The sequence below is a fragment of the Cellulomonas sp. P5_C6 genome (assembly GCF_054049635.1).
Map to the genome: position 1 here is coordinate 1 of NZ_JBFULZ010000031.1, position 18,997 is coordinate 18,997.

The 18,997-nt window shown below is 70.9% G+C and carries 15 protein-coding genes and 2 tRNA genes; 11 read left to right on the top strand and 6 right to left on the bottom strand.

Annotated elements, in window-relative coordinates; translation table 11 throughout:
• The 3 genes from ACXJKG_RS05585 to ACXJKG_RS05595 form a co-directional block, all read left to right on the top strand.
• Positions 1 to 222: hypothetical protein (locus ACXJKG_RS05585; protein ID WP_456844758.1), on the top strand; the 222-nt coding region annotated here is incomplete at its 5' end.
• 62 nt (positions 223 to 284) lie between these two features.
• Positions 285 to 881, top strand: a complete 597-nt coding sequence (locus tag ACXJKG_RS05590) for a YdeI/OmpD-associated family protein (protein WP_456844759.1) — start codon at positions 285 to 287, stop codon at positions 879 to 881.
• A 98-nt stretch (positions 882 to 979) separates the two neighbouring features.
• A tRNA-Ser gene (locus ACXJKG_RS05595) sits at positions 980 to 1,068 on the top strand.
• A 28-nt stretch (positions 1,069 to 1,096) separates the two neighbouring features.
• On the opposite strand, the gene ACXJKG_RS05600 is transcribed toward ACXJKG_RS05595, so the two are convergent.
• Positions 1,097 to 2,326 (bottom strand): low temperature requirement protein A, encoded by a 1,230-nt coding sequence (locus ACXJKG_RS05600; protein WP_456844760.1) that lies wholly within the window; start codon positions 2,324 to 2,326, stop codon positions 1,097 to 1,099.
• Positions 2,327 to 2,425: 99 nt separating this feature from the next.
• Here ACXJKG_RS05600 and ACXJKG_RS05605 point away from each other — a divergent pair.
• The 4 genes from ACXJKG_RS05605 (at position 2,426) to ACXJKG_RS05620 (ending at position 7,457) form a co-directional block, all read left to right on the top strand.
• A tRNA-Arg gene (locus tag ACXJKG_RS05605) sits at positions 2,426 to 2,498 on the top strand.
• A gap of 791 nt (positions 2,499 to 3,289) precedes the next feature.
• Positions 3,290 to 6,280 carry a hypothetical protein gene (locus ACXJKG_RS05610; protein WP_456844761.1) on the top strand — a complete coding sequence of 997 codons (2,991 nt, stop codon included), beginning with the start codon at positions 3,290 to 3,292 and terminating at the stop codon, positions 6,278 to 6,280.
• 25 nt (positions 6,281 to 6,305) lie between these two features.
• Positions 6,306 to 6,887 (top strand): hypothetical protein, encoded by a 582-nt coding sequence (locus ACXJKG_RS05615; protein ID WP_456844762.1) that lies wholly within the window; start codon positions 6,306 to 6,308, stop codon positions 6,885 to 6,887.
• Between the two features lie 189 nt (positions 6,888 to 7,076).
• A complete protein-coding gene (locus ACXJKG_RS05620; RefSeq protein ID WP_456844763.1) occupies positions 7,077 to 7,457 on the top strand; it encodes a hypothetical protein in 381 nt (126 codons plus the stop codon).
• A 3-nt stretch (positions 7,458 to 7,460) separates the two neighbouring features.
• On the opposite strand, the gene ACXJKG_RS05625 is transcribed toward ACXJKG_RS05620, so the two are convergent.
• Positions 7,461 to 8,927, bottom strand: coding sequence for an outer membrane protein assembly factor BamB family protein (locus ACXJKG_RS05625; RefSeq protein WP_456844764.1), 1,467 nt, complete (start codon positions 8,925 to 8,927; stop codon positions 7,461 to 7,463).
• A gap of 186 nt (positions 8,928 to 9,113) precedes the next feature.
• Between ACXJKG_RS05625 and lysX the strand changes: the two genes are divergently transcribed.
• On the top strand, positions 9,114 to 12,485 hold the full coding sequence (lysX, locus tag ACXJKG_RS05630; RefSeq protein WP_456844765.1) for a bifunctional lysylphosphatidylglycerol synthetase/lysine--tRNA ligase LysX: 3,372 nt from the start codon (positions 9,114 to 9,116) through the stop codon (positions 12,483 to 12,485).
• 3 nt (positions 12,486 to 12,488) lie between these two features.
• On the opposite strand, the gene ACXJKG_RS05635 is transcribed toward lysX, so the two are convergent.
• Positions 12,489 to 12,884, bottom strand: coding sequence for a hypothetical protein (locus tag ACXJKG_RS05635; RefSeq protein ID WP_456844766.1), 396 nt, complete (start codon positions 12,882 to 12,884; stop codon positions 12,489 to 12,491).
• A gap of 131 nt (positions 12,885 to 13,015) precedes the next feature.
• On the opposite strand from ACXJKG_RS05635, the gene ACXJKG_RS05640 reads away from it, so the two are divergent.
• From ACXJKG_RS05640 to ACXJKG_RS05650, 3 genes are all read left to right on the top strand, one after another.
• Entirely contained in the window at positions 13,016 to 15,526 is a 2,511-nt protein-coding gene (locus tag ACXJKG_RS05640; protein ID WP_456844767.1) for a glycogen/starch/alpha-glucan phosphorylase, read from the top strand.
• Positions 15,527 to 15,617: 91 nt separating this feature from the next.
• Positions 15,618 to 15,998 carry a VOC family protein gene (locus ACXJKG_RS05645; RefSeq protein WP_456844768.1) on the top strand — a complete coding sequence of 127 codons (381 nt, stop codon included), beginning with the start codon at positions 15,618 to 15,620 and terminating at the stop codon, positions 15,996 to 15,998.
• A gap of 43 nt (positions 15,999 to 16,041) precedes the next feature.
• Complete coding sequence (locus ACXJKG_RS05650; protein WP_456844779.1) at positions 16,042 to 16,419, top strand: DUF5997 family protein; 378 nt, start codon at positions 16,042 to 16,044, stop codon at positions 16,417 to 16,419.
• Positions 16,420 to 16,431: 12 nt separating this feature from the next.
• On the opposite strand, the gene ACXJKG_RS05655 is transcribed toward ACXJKG_RS05650, so the two are convergent.
• From ACXJKG_RS05655 to ACXJKG_RS05665, 3 genes are read right to left on the bottom strand one after another with little or no spacing between them, the layout of a single operon-like run.
• Positions 16,432 to 17,283 carry a LysR substrate-binding domain-containing protein gene (locus tag ACXJKG_RS05655; RefSeq protein WP_456844769.1) on the bottom strand — a complete coding sequence of 284 codons (852 nt, stop codon included), beginning with the start codon at positions 17,281 to 17,283 and terminating at the stop codon, positions 16,432 to 16,434.
• A complete protein-coding gene (gene trmB, locus ACXJKG_RS05660; RefSeq protein ID WP_456844770.1) occupies positions 17,280 to 18,155 on the bottom strand; it encodes a tRNA (guanine(46)-N(7))-methyltransferase TrmB in 876 nt (291 codons plus the stop codon). The genes ACXJKG_RS05655 and trmB overlap by 4 nt, the downstream gene beginning before the upstream one ends.
• 50 nt (positions 18,156 to 18,205) lie before the next feature.
• On the bottom strand, positions 18,206 to 18,988 hold the full coding sequence (locus ACXJKG_RS05665) for a VOC family protein (protein ID WP_456844771.1): 783 nt from the start codon (positions 18,986 to 18,988) through the stop codon (positions 18,206 to 18,208).
• Positions 18,989 to 18,997: the final 9 nt, after the last annotated feature.

Here is an 18,997-nt window from a genome sequence, read left to right on the forward strand (position 1 = left end):
GAGGAGGACGACCTGGTCCGCGAGCTGGCCGAGGCGCGTCGACGGCTCGCCGCCGCCGGCAAGGCCGCCACCGCCGCCGACCGCGAGGTCGGGCTCGCCCAGCAGAACCTGCGGCACRACGACCGCGAGGTCTCGACGACGGAGCGCGAGCTCCACCGCGCCGAGCGCGCGCGCGACGCGGCGGCCGCCGCCCGCGACGCCGTCGTCGACGCGGACGCATAAGAGGTCAGGACCTGACCGCCGCGGGCGCGACGATGGGGCGGTCGGGTCGAGGGAGGACACGGATGGTCGGGAGCAGGGACGACGCCCCGCGGGTGCACGCCGAGACGGTCGAGGAGTGGCGAGCCTGGCTGCTGGCCCACCACGCCGAGGTACCCGGCGCCTGGCTGGTGTCGTGGAAGTCGCAGACGGGCCGTCCGTCCGTGGGGTACGAGACGGCGGTCGAGGAGGCGCTSTGCGTCGGCTGGATCGACTCGTCGGGCCGCAAGCTCGACGACGAGCGCTCGATGCTGTGGTTCACGCGGCGCAAGTCGGGCAGCGGCTGGGCGCGGACCAACAAGGAGCGGGTCCTGCGGCTCGAGGCCGACGGGCGGATGACCCCGGCGGGCCGCGCACTCATCGACGCCGCGAAGGCGGACGGCTCGTGGACCCTGCTCGACGACGTCGAGAACCTGGTCGTGCCGGACGACCTGGCCGCCGCGTTCGACCGCTACCCGGGCTCGCGGGAGCAGTTCGACGCGTTCCCGCMGTCCGCGCGGCGCGCGATCCTCGACTGGATCGTGCACGCCAAGCGGGAGACGACGCGAGCCGCGCGTCTCGACGAGACGGCGCGGCTCGCGTCGGAGGGCCGTCGGGCGAACCAGTGGGTCCCGAAGGCGTGACGCTCCTGTGCCCCGACGGCCGGACAGAAGCTGCGCCCCCGCAGGTCAGAGGCCGCTTTGGAGGTCAGCCACCGGCACGGGTACCCTGTGCTGGTCCTGGAGACGTCGCATAGCCCGGTCTAGTGCGCGACCCTGCTAAGGTCGTGAAGGCGTAAGCCTTCCGTGGGTTCAAATCCCACCGTCTCCGCTCTCGCTGTCAGAACAGCTCGAACCCCTCAGGGTTCGGGCTGTTGCTGTGTGCGGACCCGGCGCCGCCCGAGCACCACGTCGCCGACGATCACGGCGAGCATCACCCCGTTCGACAGCCAGTTCAGCGCCAGCGGCGAGAGCACGTCCCGCAGCGCGAACGCCGCCAGCACCACGACGACGCCGACCAGGTGCGGCGCGGACCACCGGCCCCCGGTCGCTCGTCGGAAGAACGCGTTCCCCAGCAGGTAGACGGCGGCCGCCCCGCAGATCAGCCCGGCGGTCCACGTGTCGGTGTGGCCGGTCGGGTGCTGCAGGACCAGCTCGTCGGCCACGGCGGTGAGCACGATGCCGACGATGAGCAGGAACGGGACGTACGTGTACGCGGTCTGCGCCACCATCCCGGGCGCGGCCTGCCGGGAGAAGTAGGCGGTCGCCGACTGCTCGGACCGGTCGAAGAAGAGCAGCCACATCAGCACCGTGCTGACGAAGGCCGCGAGGAACGCGAGCAGGGTCGTCGCCGACAGCTCCAGCTCGGCGAAGGCGCTGCCGGTGACGATGATCGACTCGCCCAGGCTGATGATGAGGAACAGCGACACCCGCTCGGCCATGTGCGAGCCCCGCACGGCCCAGGTGGTCGGGTCCGTCGGCCCCATGAACGGCACCCAGAACAGGGCGCGCGGCCCGGCCATGTCGATGAGCGCCGCGACCACCCAGAGCACGATCCGCGTGTGCTCGTCGGCCAGGGCGCCGCCGATCCAGAAGGCCCCCGACACGGCCAGCCACACCGTGATCCGCACGAAGTTCAGGGCGTTCTCGGGCCAGTGCCGCCCCATCGCCCACGTGGTGAACATCGTCCGACCCAGCTGGATCGCGACGAACGGGACCGCGAACAGCAGGGCCTTGGACTCGAACGCCTCCGGGATCGCGCTCGACATGAGCAGGCCCAGCAGCATGAGCACCAGCAGCATCGCGCGGACCGGCACCTTGTCCGGGTCGAGCCAGTTGGTCACCCACGTGGTGTCGATCCAGAGCCACCACACCGCCCACCCGAGCACCACCGTGTGCAGCAGCGTGGTCAGGTCCGGGTGCGCGATGAGGCTGTGCGACAGCTGCGTCACCGCGAACACGAACACCAGGTCGAAGAACAGCTCGACGTACCCGACGCGGCTGCCGTCGTGCCCGTCGCCGTGCCGCAGGACGTCCGCGCGCATGCCCCACCGGCCGCCGCCGGTGCCGAGTCGGGCGGTCGTCGTCATGCGCGCGATCCTGCCACGAGCGTGTTTCGGGTCACGCTCATCCGGTTTGGGCCTGCGGGCCCCTGGCCTGTATCGTCGTCTGCGGCCCTGCGGGGCCATGCGCCCGTAGCTCAATGGATAGAGCATCTGACTACGGATCAGAAGGTTGGGGGTTCGAGTCCCTTCGGGCGCACACAGATCGCAGTCAACAGAAGGCGCTCCGCTGCGYATGCGGGGCGCCTTCCGTTCTTACAAGTGCCCGAACGAGCGATGGTCGCAGGCCATTTCTGGCTCGGCAGTCGACACAGATGCTCGCCGCGAGGTGGCGCCGCAGCCCCGGGCTGCGAGGCCCGGGGCTGACCCACAACAGGCAGTTCCCAACACACCCGGACCCGCGCAGTCTGCCKCAGCCCAGCCTGTCCATTGCCGCCCTCAGCGGCCGCCGTAACGCAACCCGGGCCGGTGACCAAAGCCCCGGTCGGCGCCGTGCCACGCCCCCTGGTTGCCCCCGTCTCCGGTCCTATGACGGCGAAGGCCAGGGCCATCGGGGTCGAAGTCCGCCCGCCGCCACGACCGCAGGTCGTCGCGGTATGCCGCGGACACTGCGCCCTGGTTGGTGTGCTCGGCGACGCGCGGGGAATCCGCCGTAGGTCAGGAAGGCATGCACGGCGAGGTTGTAGGCATTGGTCCCCCGGGGCTGCGGCAGGCGCTCATGACTTTGGCAAGTGCGAATCGCCAGCGCCATCTCACCAGGCGACCTATGGGGTGTCCATCAGGCGGTATCCCGTCCAGGTCCTATAGGTTTCCTGTGCGGGTGTAAGCCGAGGTCAACGGCCATTCTGCGCTCGCAAGGACCCGGCGGACGAACCGTCGCGCACTTCCGGCCGGGCTCCGGCTCGGCGCCCTCTTCTGTTTCTCGTTGACTGGACCACACCTGCGCAAGATGCTCATTTCGGGCATTTCGCACCAGGGCAGGTGGGTCCCATGGAGGTCTTTAGAGACTTCAGCGGCAACAATCGCGGCTCGTTCGACCACTGGGAACATCCGCAATCGCTCAGCGGGCTGCGCGAGGCCATCCTGAGTGCAGAGACTGGCAACCCGCCGATGCGCGCGCACGCTGTCGGTTCCGCTTGGGCGTTCTCCGCGCCGGCGTACTGCAATGGCGTGGAGATCGACACCCGAGGGTTGTCCTCATTCTCTGACGTCGACTGGCTGCAACACACGATCGTCGGTCCCCCTCAAAGCGGCGGCGCGCTGCTCGCCGTCCCCGCGGGGATAACGGTCCATGACCTGGACCTGACCCTGCGACCGGTGCCCGGACACCCGCGGCGCGACCACGGGGACGGGATCCCGGCAGTGGGGTGGCCCGCCGGTCCGTTTGTGCTGCCGACGCATGGAGGTGCCGGCGGCCAGAGCCTCGCGGGCGCGCTGTCGACCGGGACGCATGGCGGAGATGCCGCCCGAGGCGCCATCGGCGATTTCGTCCGCGCGATGGTCCTGGTCGGGTCGCACGGTGTTGTGCGGCTGATTGAGCGGTCGGCGCCCCACACAGTCTGCGATGCGGCCCTGGTGCGCGCGCAAGTGCTCGTGAAGTGTGGGCCGGACACCCCATTTGAGGCGATCGCGGACGACATCGTGTTCAACGCAGCTCTGGTCGCGATGGGCCGTCTCGGCGTCATCTACGCGTATGTCTACGAGGTTGCTGACGAACGCACCCAGATGGTTTTCGAGCAGCGGACCGAGTCGACCTGGGAGCAGACCTCCCCAACCGTCCAGACGCTGCTCCACGATGCGATCGCTCGGGACGACTTCCTACAGATCGTCGTCGTCCCGGTGCGGGGCCTGCACGGAACGAGATCCTGCTTCATCACGAAACACACGGTTGCGCCGCCGCCGCATAGCCCGAACCCGCACGATGCCCTCGCCGCGGCAATCGCCACAGCTGGCCAATTGTTCAACCCGCCGAGCCCTGGAGGTAGCACGCCATTTGATGTCGCGCGCGGGGCAGGACTTGGTGACTTCGGCCAGTTGATGTGCTCGCACGATGTGACCCCGGAGTTGCGAGACCTGCAGACCGCACTGATCGTCGTCGCACTTCTACTCCCCTTGGAGCCCGTGCTCAGTGCGCTCGTCGCTGCCGTGCCAGGGGTTCCCCCGCTGCCGCCCATAGACCCGCTCCTCGGTCTGATCTTGTCGGTCGTTCTCCTGGCTGCGGCCGCTGAGATCGGGACCATCGGACCAGACCACATCGTGGGTGACATCGTTGCCGAGCTGCTGAACACGGCCGAGCAGTTGGGTCTCGCGTTCATCGTCGGAATGGTCATAGACGCGGCCTTGGGGTCCGGTCAGGCCCCCCACCTGTCGCATCCGAATGAGGACGTTCCCTGGCTGATCCACGGATCGCGTGCGGAGATTGCCGACTTCTTCGACTACGACCACGACTGCTACCGCGGCGACAGCGTTGAGCTCTTCTTCGACGCGAACACCATCGTCAACGAGATGACCCCGATCCTCGCCCTGTTCGACCAAGCTGTAGCCCTGGGAAGGCCACCTGGCGGGTATATCTCGCTGCGGTTCCTCGGAAGGACGCGCGCGACGCTGGGCATGAACCAGTTCGCGCAGACCTGCGCTGTCGAGGTGTCGATGCTGCGGGACGTGAACGGCAATGCTGAGCTCATCTCGAACCTTCAGCAGCTCACGCTGCCCAGTTCCGGGCTTGTTCACTGGGGGCAGGAGAACGATCTGAACGCCGGCCAGGTAGAAGCCGCTTTCGGCGGCGTGACCATGGCTCACTGGTGGGACGTGGTGACGCGCCTTGAGGGCGATTCGATGACGTTCTCCAACGACTTCAGCCGAAACCACGGCTTGGATGTCCCCGTTGCGGATCAGTACGCGGGGTGGGCAGACCTGGGAATGGTGTCGAGCGGCTCGCCGTCGATCATTTCGGCCGGAGGCGGCCGGTCGCTGACGGTCGTCGCCAATGCGAGCGGGACAGTGCAAACGGCCGACCTGCCCGATGCGAACTCGCAGACGCCTTGGCGGGTGGTCCAACCGACCGCGGTGTCACCCACGGCTCGCCCGGTCGGAATTCGTTCAGCCGACCATCGCACCGAAGTCTTTGTCCGGGGTGCCGATGAACGGCTCTGGCACACCTACGAACACGACCCAGGCTCCGACTTCGCCGGCTGGGACACGTTGGGCGGTGCTGGCACGGGTCGCACGATCATTGGCGACCCGGCAGTTGTGGGCCACCTAGACGGCCGCCTCGAGGTGTTCGCTCAGGAGAGCGCCGTCAACACTCGACGCCTGTTGCACGCATATGCCGAAGTGTTCGTCAACGGCCTCTGGACGTCTCTGGACCCGGCAGGGGAAAGCCCCATCCAGTCACCACCATCGGCCACTTTGCGCTCGCACGTTGAACTCGGCGGTTCGATCACCGACCAGCTCGTCGTGGTCACGGCCATCGAGGGCGGTCAGCCCATGGTCACCGCGCAGATCGGACCAGGTGGCGGAAGTGGCTGGGTTCCGTTGTCTCGGCTTGGCGATGGCACCCAGGTCTCGCACGGCGGCGGCACACCGATCGTCATCGGCTCCGGTGGGCCCCGGGGCGCGGCTCACGCGTACGTCCTGGGCGTCGACGGGCAGCTTCACGAAGTTGCGGAGACCGACCAGGTCCAGGCGGTTGCCTGGGGCGGTTGGATGCCGATGCAGGTCGCCAGCCCTGACTTGCAACTGGCCCCGGATGCGCGGCTCGCGACACCCGTGACAACCAACACCCAGTGGCTGGTCGGTCTGTCGCTGCGCGGGTACGTCGTCACGGCGAGCTTCGACGAGCCGGCCGGTCTTTGGGGTCCGTGGGTCAACCGTGGGGGTCCGTTCACCGGGGATGTTGCCGCTGGGGACTTGGACGGCGGACATCTCGCCATCGTCGCGAGGCGTCGAAGCGACAACCAGCTGTTGAAACTCATCGTGTGATCGACAATCCGAGCAGGGAGTTGCCATGGCAGTCGTGAACATCTCCGATGGGCTTGCCCAACGTGCTACAGCGCAGGCGCAGGAGAACTTCGCTGGGAGCCTTGACGGCCTCGTCGAGGTTGCTGTTGCGTTCTACCTCCAGGTTCAGCAGGCCGTTCATCAGGCGACTGCGAAGCCGGCTGGTAAGGGGCAGGTGACGAAGGCGCAGGTTCACGTCGCTGCTGACGCCCTGTACGCGGCTGGGCACTTGGACGCCAAGGAGCTCGCGGCAGTCAAGGCCGACCCAGGTGCTGTGGCGGCGCCTGGCCCGCACGCGGTCATCAAGGGCGCGACGAAGGAGAACATCAAAGCGACGATCGCGGCAGGGAAGGCTACCGTTGCAGCACGTGTGCCGGCAGCGGGCGAGCCGGCGCCGGGAGGCCCAGGCCCCGGCCTGAAGGGCGACATCGGCCCGAACATCGGCGCCTTGAAGGATGCGCTGGCCATGGACCCAGTCGAAGCAAGCGCGCAAGCGATAGCCGCGTCGGGCATCCCGGCGGGTGACATTGCCGCGTACCTGGCGCAGATCCAGCGGGTGGCAGCACGGGTCGTGCAACTCTCTGGCTGAGGACCCCCGACCATCGGCCGCGCGCCCGCTGCGCGCTGGGCAGTGTTCTCTTGCCCGCCGTCGCGTCAGGACGATCGAGCCCTTGCTCACCAGCACCGCGCCTTCGTGCTTCCCCCGGTGCGCCGACAGGAGGAGCATCGGTCCCACGAGGCCGAGGTCGCCATCCGGGCGACGGTCCGGGGGTGTGCCGTGCGACGCAGGCAGCTGATCTTCCGCTCGGTGGTGCTGGTCCTCGCGCTCGTCGGTGTGGTGGTGCTGGTCATCCCGTCGACGTTCGGGGGTGTCGTGGGCGCGGTGCTCGCGGCGTTGCTGCTGGGGGTCGTGGCGGTGATCGAGCTGGTCAACCTGGTCGCGGCGCTGCGCGACCGGACGCCGGACCACGCGCCTCCCGGAGCGTGGTGGCTGTGCGAGCTGCCTCTCGACCACCCCTACGTCCTGCTCGCGGGGACGGAGGACAGGACATGGCGGTGCAGGCGGTGCGGTCACCTGCGCTACACGCCCCCGCCGCGCGCGACGATCGACGTGGCGACCCAGGGCGAGGGCGGCTTCAACGCCCGGTACCGCGACTGACCGTCAGTCGAGCACCACGAGCTCGTCGGTCTTCTCGTCGTGCCCGACGATCGCGCGGCGGGCCGGGCCGAGGTCGGCGATGCCGGGCGGGTAGCCGGCGCGGAAGTCCACGTGGCCGTCGACCAGGTCGTAGGCGACGAGCGCCGAGGTGGCGTCGGCGGACGTGGCCTCGGTCGGGACGAGCAGGTGGCGCCCGTCGGTGAGCAGCGTGGTCGCGACGAGGTCCTCGTCGTACGGGGCCGTCCAGAGCAGGTCGCCCGTGCGCCCGTCGACCGCGACGATGCCCGTGCTCCCGAGGAAGTACACGCGCCCGCGCACGACGAGGGCGCCGGTGACGGCCGAGGTGTCGTACGACCACCGCGCCTCGCCGGTGCGCGCGTCCCACGCGTCCAGTACGTCGCCCGAGGTCAGCAGGAGGCCGGGCAGGCTGCCGTCGTCGACGGTGACGGACAGGCCCTCGCCGTCGACGGTCACGTCGTGGTCCGGGTCGCCGTCGGCCGCGACGAACGTCGACCGGATGCCGCCGTCGGAGGTCTGCGACCGCAGGACGATCCGGCCGTCGCCGTCGGTCATCCAGCCGGCGAAGGTGGCGTCCTCGGCCGCGAGGTCGCGCACCGTCTCTCCCGTCGCGGACAGGAGCACGAGCAGCCGGCTCGGCGAGGTGTACGCGAGCAGGTCGCCGACGCGGAAGAGCCCGAGGCTCGGCAGGTCGTCGTCCGACCAGCCGTACCCGTCGGGCAGCGGGTCCTCCTGCCTCCAGCGCTCGGTGCCCGTCCCTTCGTCGTACGCGACGACCGCGGTGCCCTGCGCGCTGCTCGACCCGAGCACGACGACGCCCGCGGGCATCAGCGCCAGCGCGTCGCCGCGGTCGACGGGCCAGTCGGCCTCGACCGTCCCGTCGGCGGCGGACAGGACGAGCACGCGGTGGACTGTCGCCGGGACGTGGTCGACGCCGCTGCCGCCGTCGACGAGGTAGCCGCCGTCCGTGACCAGGCAGACGACGTGCTCGGCGGTGCTGACCTCGGCCCCCGGCGTCTCGTCGCTCTGGCACGAGCTCCCGCTCATCGCGTGGTCCGCCGCGTCGGCCAGCGCAGGCGTGGGGCCCAGCAGGGGGACCGTCCACCCGCCCGCGCCGCCCCACGTGAAGGTCTGCGACCCGTCGTCGCCGACGTCCAGCGAACCGCCGAGGTCACCGAACAGGTCGCCGGGGTCGTTCGCGGGGACCTCGCGACCGGGGCTCAGCGTCGCGTCGACGGGGGCCAGCACGCCGGGCACCTCGGCCAGCCGCGCCAGCGCGGCCCGTTCGCGGGACGAGGCGACCCCCTGGGTCACGGCGAGCGCCACGACGCCGGCCGCGGCGACGGCCACGATCCACCGTCGGCCCCGGTGGGACACGCGGACCGGGGGCTCGTCGGGGGCGTCGTCGGCGCTGCGGAGCTCGACCTCCTGCATACCGCCGCCCCGCGCCATCCGGCGACAGTACCCACGCGATCGCGCCGCCGGCAGGGCGTTGGGAATGAACCCGGACAGACCTGGCGCGGCCGCCCGCGGCGCAGTTATGTTCCTCGCAGGCTGACCGGCGCCGCCGGAGCCCACCCGCCAGGGTGAGGGGACGACGAGCACGCGGCGCGGGCCGCCCTCGGAAGGCGAGGGGACATGGCCGACGTCGCGACGAAGGCGGACGCGGGACCGGCCGCACCGGCGGACCGCCGCCCTACGGTGGGCGACTCGGGACGCCTCGACGACCGGTGGCCGGACCGGTTCGCGGCCGCGATGTTCCTGGCGAGCGGCTTCGCGCTGGTCGTGGCCGCGGTGCCGCCGTGGCGGGACTACTTCTCGCGCCCGGACGACGTCGTCTCGATGCTGACGATCCCGCTGATCCCCAACATCGTCTACGCCGCGCTGCTGGCGAGCGTGGGCATCGCGCTGCACCGCCGGATGCGGGCGGCGTGGTGGATCCTGCTGATCTGGTGGGTCGTGCTGCCGCAGGTCGGTCGGATCGTCCGGCTGACCGACGGGGGCTCGCCGGTCAACCTGATCGGCTTCGTGCTGATCGGCGTCGTCTTCGTCGTGCTCCTGCGGTCGCGTCGCCAGTTCGGCGCGAAGGCCGTCAGGGGCAGCTTCCTGCGGGCGCTCGCGGCGTTCCTCGGCGGCGGCGTCGTCGTGCTGCTCGTCGGCTCGTGGCTCGTGGCGCGATTCGGCCATGCCACGACGGCCGGGTCGTCGGCCCAGTTCGTCTGGGACAGCATGCTCGGCGACCTGGGCACGGTGGACGACGCCAGCAACGCGACCGCACCGCTGTGGGTGCGCGTCGTCATCAACCTCCTGGCACTCGTGACGGTCATCTGGTCGACCGTGCTGCTGTTCCGCTCGCCCGCGTACACGCACACGCTCGACGCCGCCGACGAGGCGAGGGTCCGGACCCTGCTGAGGGAGTTCGGGTCGRAGGACTCGCTCGGGTACTTCGCCACGCGCCGCGACAAGTCGGTCGTGTGGGAGTCAGGGGCGGCCGCGACCGCCCGCGCCGGGGTCTCGTACCGGGTCGTCGGCTCCGTCAGCCTGGCCAGCGGGAACCCGGTGGGCGACCCGCAGTACTGGGCGGCGGCGATCGACCAGTGGCGGATCCAGGCCCGGACCAACGGGTGGTCGCTCGCCGTCATGGGCGCGGGCTCGGCCGGTGCGCTGGCGTACACCGAGGCCGGGCTGACCGCGTGGGAGATCGGCGACGAGGCCATCCTCGACATGCGGACCTTCTCGCTGACCGGCCCGGGGATGAAGGCCGTGCGGCAGTCGGTCACGCGGCTGCAGCGGCGCGGGTACACCACGCGCGTGACCAAGCACGAGTCGATCGACGCCGAGCACTTCGCCGCGCTCGACCGTGCGGCGGCGCAGTGGCGCGGCGACGGCGGCGACGAGCGGGGCTTCTCGATGGCCCTCGGCCGGCTCGGCGACCAGCTCGACGGCGACTGCGTGCTGGTCGAGGCGCACGACGGCGACGGGGTGCTGCGCGCGTTCCTCAGCTTCGTGCCGTGGGGTCGCACGGGGGTCTCGCTCGACCTGATGCGGCGCGACCCGACCGCCGACAACGGCCTGGTCGAGCTCATGGTCTCGTCGTTGGCCGACCGGGCGACCGCGTTCGGGGCGGGCCGGGTGTCGCTGAACTTCGCGATGTTCCGGGAGGCGTTCGAGCGCGGTGCCGAGGTCGGCGCCGGCCCGATCGCCCGCCTCTGGCGGCAGTCGCTGGTGCTGGCCAGCCGCAACTGGCAGCTGGAGTCCCTCTACCGCTCGAACGCGAAGTACCAGCCGGAGTGGCAGCCGCGGTTCATCTGCTTCGAGTACGCGTCCGACCTGCCGCGCGTCGGGACGGCGACGGGCAGCGCCGAGGGCTTCCTCACGCGGCCGTCGTTGCACCGGCTCAACCGTCGGGGTGGCCACTCGACCGACGCGGAGGCCCTGGACCGGGCGGGCACGGAGTACGCCGCGCAGGTCGAGGCGCAGATCCCCGCGGCGCCCGACGCCCTCGAGGAGGCGATGTCGGCGCACCGGCTGCCCGAGCAGCAGCGGGTGCGGCGCGCCAAGGTGGACCGGCTGCGCGAGCGCGGCATCGACCCGTACCCGGTGGGCTACCCCCGGACCCACACGCTGGCGCTGGTGCGCACCGAGGCCGGCGAGCTCGGGCCCGACATGTCGACCGGGCGCACCGTGTCCGTCGTCGGCCGGCTCATCCGCAAGCGCGACGGCGGGAAGCTGGGCTTCGGCACGCTGCGGGACGGCAGCGGCGACCTCCAGGTCATGGTGGGCGCGGACTTCGTCGACGCCGACGATCTCGAGCTGTGGCGCCACGACGTCGACCTGGGCGACCACATCGGCGTCACCGGCGAGGTCGTCACCACCCGCCGCGGGGAGCTCTCGGTCCGCGCCACGTCGCTGCAGCTCACCAGCAAGGCGTTGCGGCCGCTGCCCGACAAGCACAAGGGGCTGACCGACCCCGAGGCCCGCRTCCGYGCSCGCTACGTCGACCTGATCGTSCGGCCSKCCGCSCGSGACATCGCSTACACGCGSGCGACSRTCGTGCGCAGCGTCCGCGACTCGCTGCACGCCCGGGGCTTCACCGAGGTCGAGACGCCGATGCTGCAGCTCATCCACGGCGGCGCCAACGCCCGGCCGTTCGAGACGCACATCAACGCGTACGACATGGACCTCTACCTGCGCATCGCCACCGAGCTGCACCTCAAGCGGCTCGTCGTGGGCGGGATGGAGAAGGTGTTCGAGATCGGGCGGCAGTTCCGCAACGAGGGCGTCGACTTCAAGCACAACCCGGAGTTCACGTCGCTGGAGCTCTACGAGACGTACGGCGACTACGACACCATGCGGGTGCTGACCCAGGAGATCATCCAGGAGGCCGCGACCGCGGTGTACGGCTCACCGGTCGCCCGCCGGGCCGACGCGGACGGCACCGTCACCGAGTACGACCTGTCGGGCACGTGGCCCGTCAAGACCATCTGCGAGGCCGTCTCGGAGAAGCTGGGCGACCAGATCACGGCGGACACCCCCGTCGAGGTGCTGAACCGGCACGCCCAGGCGATCGGCCTGGAGCTCGAGCCGGACGCCAGCTGGGCCGTGGTGCTCGAGGAGATCTAYGGCGAGCTCTGCGAGAGCACCACGACGACGCCGGTCTTCTACACCGACTTCCCCAAGGAGAACTCGCCGCTGACCCGGCAGCACCGCGTGGACCCCCGGCTGGCCGAGAAGTGGGACCTGGTGATCTTCGCCTCCGAGCAGGGCACGGCCTACTCGGAGCTGATCGACCCGCTCGACCAGCGCCGCCGGCTCGTCGCCCAGTCGCTGCTCGCCGCGGCCGGCAACCCCGAGGCCATGCAGGTGGACGAGGACTTCCTCGCGGCGCTCGAGTACGCGATGCCGCCGACCGGGGGCATGGGGATGGGCATCGACCGCCTGGTCATGAACCTGACGGGCCTGAGCATCCGCGACACGATCCTCTTCCCGCTGGTGAAGCCGTCCCGCTGACGGTCAGGCGGTGGCGGCGCGGTTCTTGTCGATCCGGTTGCGCAGGAAGATCAGCGGCAGGACCAGCGTGGCGAGCATGGTGACCAGCCAGACGGTGAGCGAGCCGAACACCCAGGCGGTCCCCGTGCTGATGGTGATCGAGTTGTTGATCAGCGTGGCGATCCACAGCGACACGACCGTCGAGACGAGGCCGACCGCACCCGTGAGCGCGTTGGCGTACTTCCGCGTCATCACGACGAACCACGGCGTGAGGATGCTCTGCAGCGCCGCGAAGACCAGGACCGCGACGATGAACCCTTCGCCGCTCACCGAGAAGTCGTCGACGATCAGCGAGGCGATCCAGAGCCCGAGGGCGGCGGATCCGAGGAAGATCAACGCGCGGATGAGGAAGACGACCATGGGCGCACGCGCTCCTTCGTCGGCGGTAGCGGGAGGGTCCTCCCTGAGAGCCACCATAGAGATCGGCCCCGACGAGCGGAATCCCCTCCGGCGGTGTGACCAGTCCGTTTGTTACCAGTGATCGCCACGTCATGACCAGTTCACACACGCCCGCTACCGTGGCTCGGGTGACGGACAACACGACACCCATCGCCACCCCCGAGCACACCGTGGAGGGATTCGTCCGCGAGTTCCTCAGGGAGCTCAACTTCGGGCAGGGCACGGACCTGACCAAGGCCTCGGTCAACGACAAGTACCTGGCGATGGCGCGCACGGTCCGCCACTACCTGATGGTGCGCTGGATCGCGACGCTGCGGCGGCAGTTCGAGATCCAGGCGAAGTCGGTGGCGTACCTCTCCGCCGAGTTCCTGCTGGGCCGGCAGCTGGACAACGCGCTGCTCGCGTCGGACCTCGAGGGTGTCGTCGAGGAGGGGCTGGCGTCGCTGGGCATCGACCTCGCGGAGCTGCGCGAGGCGGAGGTCGAGCCCGGCCTGGGCAACGGCGGCCTCGGCCGGCTGGCCGCGTGCTTCATCGACTCGCTCGCGACCATGAACGTGCCGTGCATCGGCTACGGCATCCGCTACGAGTACGGCATCTTCCGCCAGACGTTCGTCGACGGCTGGCAGGTGGAGAAGCCCGACAACTGGCTCGCCCTGGGCTCGCCCTGGGAGTTCCCGCACCCCGAGTCGGCCGTGACGGTCGACTTCGGCGGCCACACCGAGAAGCACGTGGACGACGACGGCGTCGAGCGCAGCACGTGGGTGCCGGGCTGGAGCGTCCTCGGCGTGCCGTACAACTACATGGTCCCGGGCTACGAGAACGGCCGCGTGAACACGCTGCGGCTCTGGAGCGCGCGGGCGACCCGGGCGTTCGACCTCGAGATCTTCAACGCCGGCGACTACGCGCAGGCCGTCCGAGCGCAGACCTTCGCGGAGAACATCTCCAAGGTCCTCTACCCGGAGGACTCGACGCCGCAGGGCAAGGAGCTCCGCCTCCAGCAGCAGTACTTCTTCGTCGCGTGCTCGATCCGCGACTTCATCGACCAGGTGCTGCCGCCCGACTTCGACCTGCGGAACCTGCCCGACCGCATCATCTTCCAGCTCAACGACACCCACCCGGTCATCGCGATCCCCGAGCTCATGCGGATCCTGGTCGACGAGCGCAAGTGGGAGTGGGAGGACGCCTGGGCGGTGACCCAGAAGTGCTTCGCCTACACGTGCCACACGCTGCTGCCCGAGGCGCTCGAGGTCTGGTCGGTGGACCTCCTGGGCAAGCTGCTGCCGCGGCACCTCGAGATCATCTACAAGATCAACGAGAACTTCATGGCCGAGCTGCGCACGGCCTACCCCGACGACGAGCTGCGCGTGCGCCGCATGTCGATCATCGCGGAGTACCCGGAGCGGGCCGTCCGCATGGCGTACCTGGCCACGGTCGCCGGCGCGAAGGTCAACGGCGTCGCGGCCCTGCACTCGCAGCTGCTGAAGGACAAGGTGCTGCACGACTTCTCCGACCACTACCCGGACAAGTTCACCAACGTCACCAACGGCGTCACGCCCCGCCGGTTCGTCCGGCTGGCCAACCCCGGGCTCTCCGAGCTGGTCACGGCCGCGATCGGCGACGGGTGGGTCACCGACCTCGAGCGCCTCAAGGAGCTGGAGCCGCTGGCCGACGACGCCGAGTTCCGACGGGCGTTCCGCGAGGTCAAGCGGGCCAACAAGCTGCGCCTGGTCGACGTCCTGGCCGAGCGGGACGGCATCACGATCGACCCCGACACGATGCTCGACGTCATGGTCAAGCGCCTCCACGAGTACAAGCGGCAGACCCTCAAGCTCCTGCACGTGGTCACGCTGTACGACCAGGTGACGTCCGGCGCCCTCAAGATCGAGGACGTCACGCCGCGCACCTTCGCGTTCGGCGCCAAGGCGGCGCCCGGCTACAAGATGGCCAAGCAGACGATCGGCCTGATCAACGCCGTCGGCCGCACCATCAACGCCGACCCCGCGCTGCAGGGCCGGCTCACGGTCGCGTTCCCGGCCAACTACAACGTCACGCTCGCGGAGAAGCTCATCCCCGCGGCGGACCTGTCGGAGCAGATCTCGCTGGCCGGCAAGGAGGCGTCGGGCACGGGCAACATGAAGTTCGCGCTCAACGGTGCCCTGACCATCGGCACCGACGACGGCGCGAACGTCGAGATCCGCGAGCTGGTGGGCGACGACAACTTCTTCCTGTTCGGCCTGCTCGAGCCGGAGGTCGCCGAGATCGTGGACGCCGGGTACCACCCGACCTCCTACTACGAGAAGAACCGCTCGCTGCGGCACGCGCTCGACCTCATCGCGTCCGGCGCGTTCTCCGACGGCGACCGCACGACGTTCGAGCCGATCGTCTCCAACCTGCTCTCGGAGGACCGGTTCCTCGTGCTCGCGGACTACCAGGCGTACATCGACGCCCAGGCCCGCGTGGACGCGGCATACGCCGACACCGACGCGTGGACCCGGTCCGCCGTGCTCAACGTCGCGCGGTCCGGCTTCTTCTCGTCCGACCGCAGCATGCGCGACTACATCGACCGCATCTGGCACACGGAACCCGTGCCGCCCGAGCGCTGACCTGGAGTGCAGCGAAGGGTGGGGGCGCGCAGCGCTCCCGCCCGCAGCGGAACGCAAGGGCAGCGCGACCAAGAGAAGGAGTGCTGACCTGATGTCCGAGCTCACGCCCTACATCGCGGTGCCCGACTCGCGGGCGGCGCTGCGGTGGTACGCCGACGTGCTGGGGGCGGTGCAGGACGGCGAGCTCGTCCTCAACGAGGACGGGTCCGTGGGTCACGCGCAGGTGCGGATCGGCGGTGCGCTGCTGATGTTCGCCGACGATGCCCCGGCCTACGACTCGGTGTCGCCCGACCCGGCCGGTCCGGTGCCGGTGACGTTGCACCTGACGGTCGACGACTGCGACGCGGTCGTCGAGCGTGTACGCGCGGCCGGGGGCGTGATCGACCGCGAGCCGACGCCGACGCCGTTCGGTCGCATCGCCGTCGCGCGCGACCCCTTCGGGCACCGCTGGATGTTCGACCAGTCGCTGTGACGCCTACGCTGGTCCGGTGACACCCGCGAAGAAGTCCCAGGAGATGAAGGCGTCGACAGCCGCCGCCAAGCTCGACGTGTACCTGCCGGCCACGCCGGAGGACTTCCAGAACCGGATGATCACGCGCGACGAGCTCACCGAGCTGCAGCGCACGCCTCCGCAGTGGCTGGTGGACCTGCGCCGCGACGGGCCGCACCCGCGCAGCGTCGTCGCAGGCCGCCTGCGGGTCTCGATCAGCGGGCTGGCCCGCGGCGGGATCACCGACCCGCTGACCACGGCCGAGATCGACGCCCTGCAGGCCGACCCGCCCAACTGGCTGGTCCGCGAGCGCGAGATCGCCGCGCAGGTGCGGCTCGAGGAGCGGCTGCTGGAGTCCCGCGAGGCCGACCGCAAGGCCGCCGAGGCGGCCAAGAACCGCTGACGCTCGGGCCGGTCAGCGGCCCGAGCGCGGCTTGCGGGGGTTGGGCTTCGGCTTGCCCTTGGCCGACGACGAGCGCCCCGACGAGCCCTTGCCGGTCGCGCCCTTGCCGGTCGCGCTCTTGCCGGTCGCGCTCTTGCTGGACGCGCTCTTGCTGGACGGCCTCGAGGCCTTGTCGCGACCCGTCGTCGTCGGTTGCGCCTGCGCGGGTGCGCCGATGCCGCGGCTCGACGTGGCGGTGCGGCCCCGGACGATGCCGATGAACTCCTCGGTGAAGTCGTCGTAGCGGTCGGTCACCCAGGCGAGGCCCACGGCGGACCCGGGGGCGTCGCGCACGATCCGTGCGGTCACGCCGCGGCGCTGGTGCAGGCGACCGAGCGACTGGGGCAGGACGACCACCCCGACGCCGGCGGCCACGAGCTCGATCGCGTCGGGGGTCGTCGCCACGGGTCCGTCGCCGACGAACGGCGTGCCGGGTGGGTCGGCCCAGCGCAGGGTGTCGTCGAGGGGGACGACGAGGGTCTCGTCGTCGAGGTCGGCGGCGTCCACCTCGTCCACGACGGTGACCACGTGGTCCTTGGGCACGACGACGACCGTCGCCTCGGTGTAGAGGGTGATGACCGAGAGGTCGTCGCCGTCGGCCGGGAGCCGGAGCAGCGCGACGTCGGCGTCGCCGGACCGCAGGAGGCCGGCGGCGTCGGCGGGCTGCGTGTGCACCAGCTCGACGGGCACGGTCCGGAGCCGCTCGGCCCACACGCGGAGCCAGCGGTCGGGGTTGACGCCCGGCACGAGGGCGACGCGGAACACGCGCGGCCCCGGGCGCGAGGCATCGATGGGGCCGGGACTCGTCGGCTCGTCGGTGCTCATCGGACCCTCCGGAAGACGAGGTCGCGGACCTCGTGGCCCAGGTCGAGCCCGCGCTGCTCGAACTTGGTGACCGGGCGGTGCGCGGGTCGGGGCGCGAAGCCGTCGGCCGTGTTCTCCAGGCCCGGGTCGGCGGTGAGGACCTCGAGCATGGCGTCGGCGTACTCGACCCAGTCCGTCGCGCAGTGCAGCGTGCCGCCCAGCCGCAGGCGCGACCGCAGCAGCGCGACGTGCGACGGCTGCACGAGCCGCCGCTTGTGGTGCCGCCCCTTGGGCCACGGATCGGGGAAGAACACGTGCACCGCGTCGAGAACGGCACTAGGTGAAGACTTCGTCGCACCAGGCGCGACAAAGTCTTCACCTAGGCCGTCGCGCGAGCGGGCGGGCGACCCGGCGGGGGCGGGCGGCACAGCGGCGGCGGGCGCTCCCGGCGCGGCCGCCGGCCCGGGGGCGGCCTTCAGCGACGTGCGGACCAGGTCGAGGGCGTCGCCGTGCGCCACCCGGACGTTGGTCAGGCCGGCGCGATCGATCAGGCCGAGCAGGTTGGCGACGCCCGGCAGGTGGGCCTCGACGGCGAGGTAGTCGCGGGCCGGGTCGGCGGCCGCCATCGACGCGGTCGTCTCGCCCATCCCGGACCCGATCTCCAGGACCAGGGGCGCGGACCGGCCGAAGAGCGCCACGGCGTCGAGGGAACCGTCAGCCGCCAGGGGCATCGGGGACCGGTCGTCGTGCACGGAGAATCCGAGCCGGGGCCACAGGTCCCGCAGCGCCTCCTCGCGCTCCCGGCCCAGGGGCGCCCGGCGCGGGTGGAACGTGCGCAACGGCTCGTGGGGTCGCGAGGCCACGTGCCGGAACGCGTCGGACGGGAGGCTCACGAGGGTCCAGCCTAGGTGGCGCGCCGACGGCGACCGCCGGTGCCGAGGGGTCAGGAGCCGAGCACGGGCCCCATGAGCGCGAAGACCTCACCGAACGGACCGGCGGCGATCGCCATGCGGCCGAAGGGGGTGTCGGTCGGCGGGCTGACCACGGTCCCGCCCAGCTCCGTCACGCGGGCGGCCGACGTGTCGGTGTCCGTGACCGCGAAGTAGAGGGTCCAGGCGGCGGGGGCGTCGTCGCCGGCCCGCTCCCCGTAGCCACCGACGCCGGCCAGGGGCGCGCCGCCGAGGGACACGGACGCGTACTCGAACCCGGGTGCGCTGAGGTCCTCGACCGAGTAGCCGAACACCCGCTGGTAGAAGGCGAGCGCGCCGGGCTGGTCGTGGACCATGACCTCGGACCAGACGACCGCGCCGGGCTCCTCGACGACGTCCCAGCCGGTGTGGCTGCCGGGCTGCCAGACCCCGAAGACGGCGCCGGCGGTGTCGACGAAGATCGCCATGGTGCCGAAGTCCATGATCGCCATGGCCGGGACGATCTCCTGCCCGCCGGCGTCGGCGATGGCGGCGGCGGTCGCCGCGAGGTCGTCGGCAGCGAGGTACACGCACCAGGCCGGGGGCGGCGCGGGATCGTCGCCCATCGGCTCGCCGAGCCCGACCACCCGCTTCCCGTCCACGAACGCCTGCGTGTAGAAGCCGAGCTCCGGGCCGCCGATCTCGAACTCCCAGCCGAACAGGGGGCCGTAGAAGGCGCGCGCGGCTGCGAGGTCGGGGACGGTGATGTCCGCCCAGGCCGGGGTTCCGGTGGGCCAGGCCTCGCGGTGGGTGGTCATGGTGCCCAG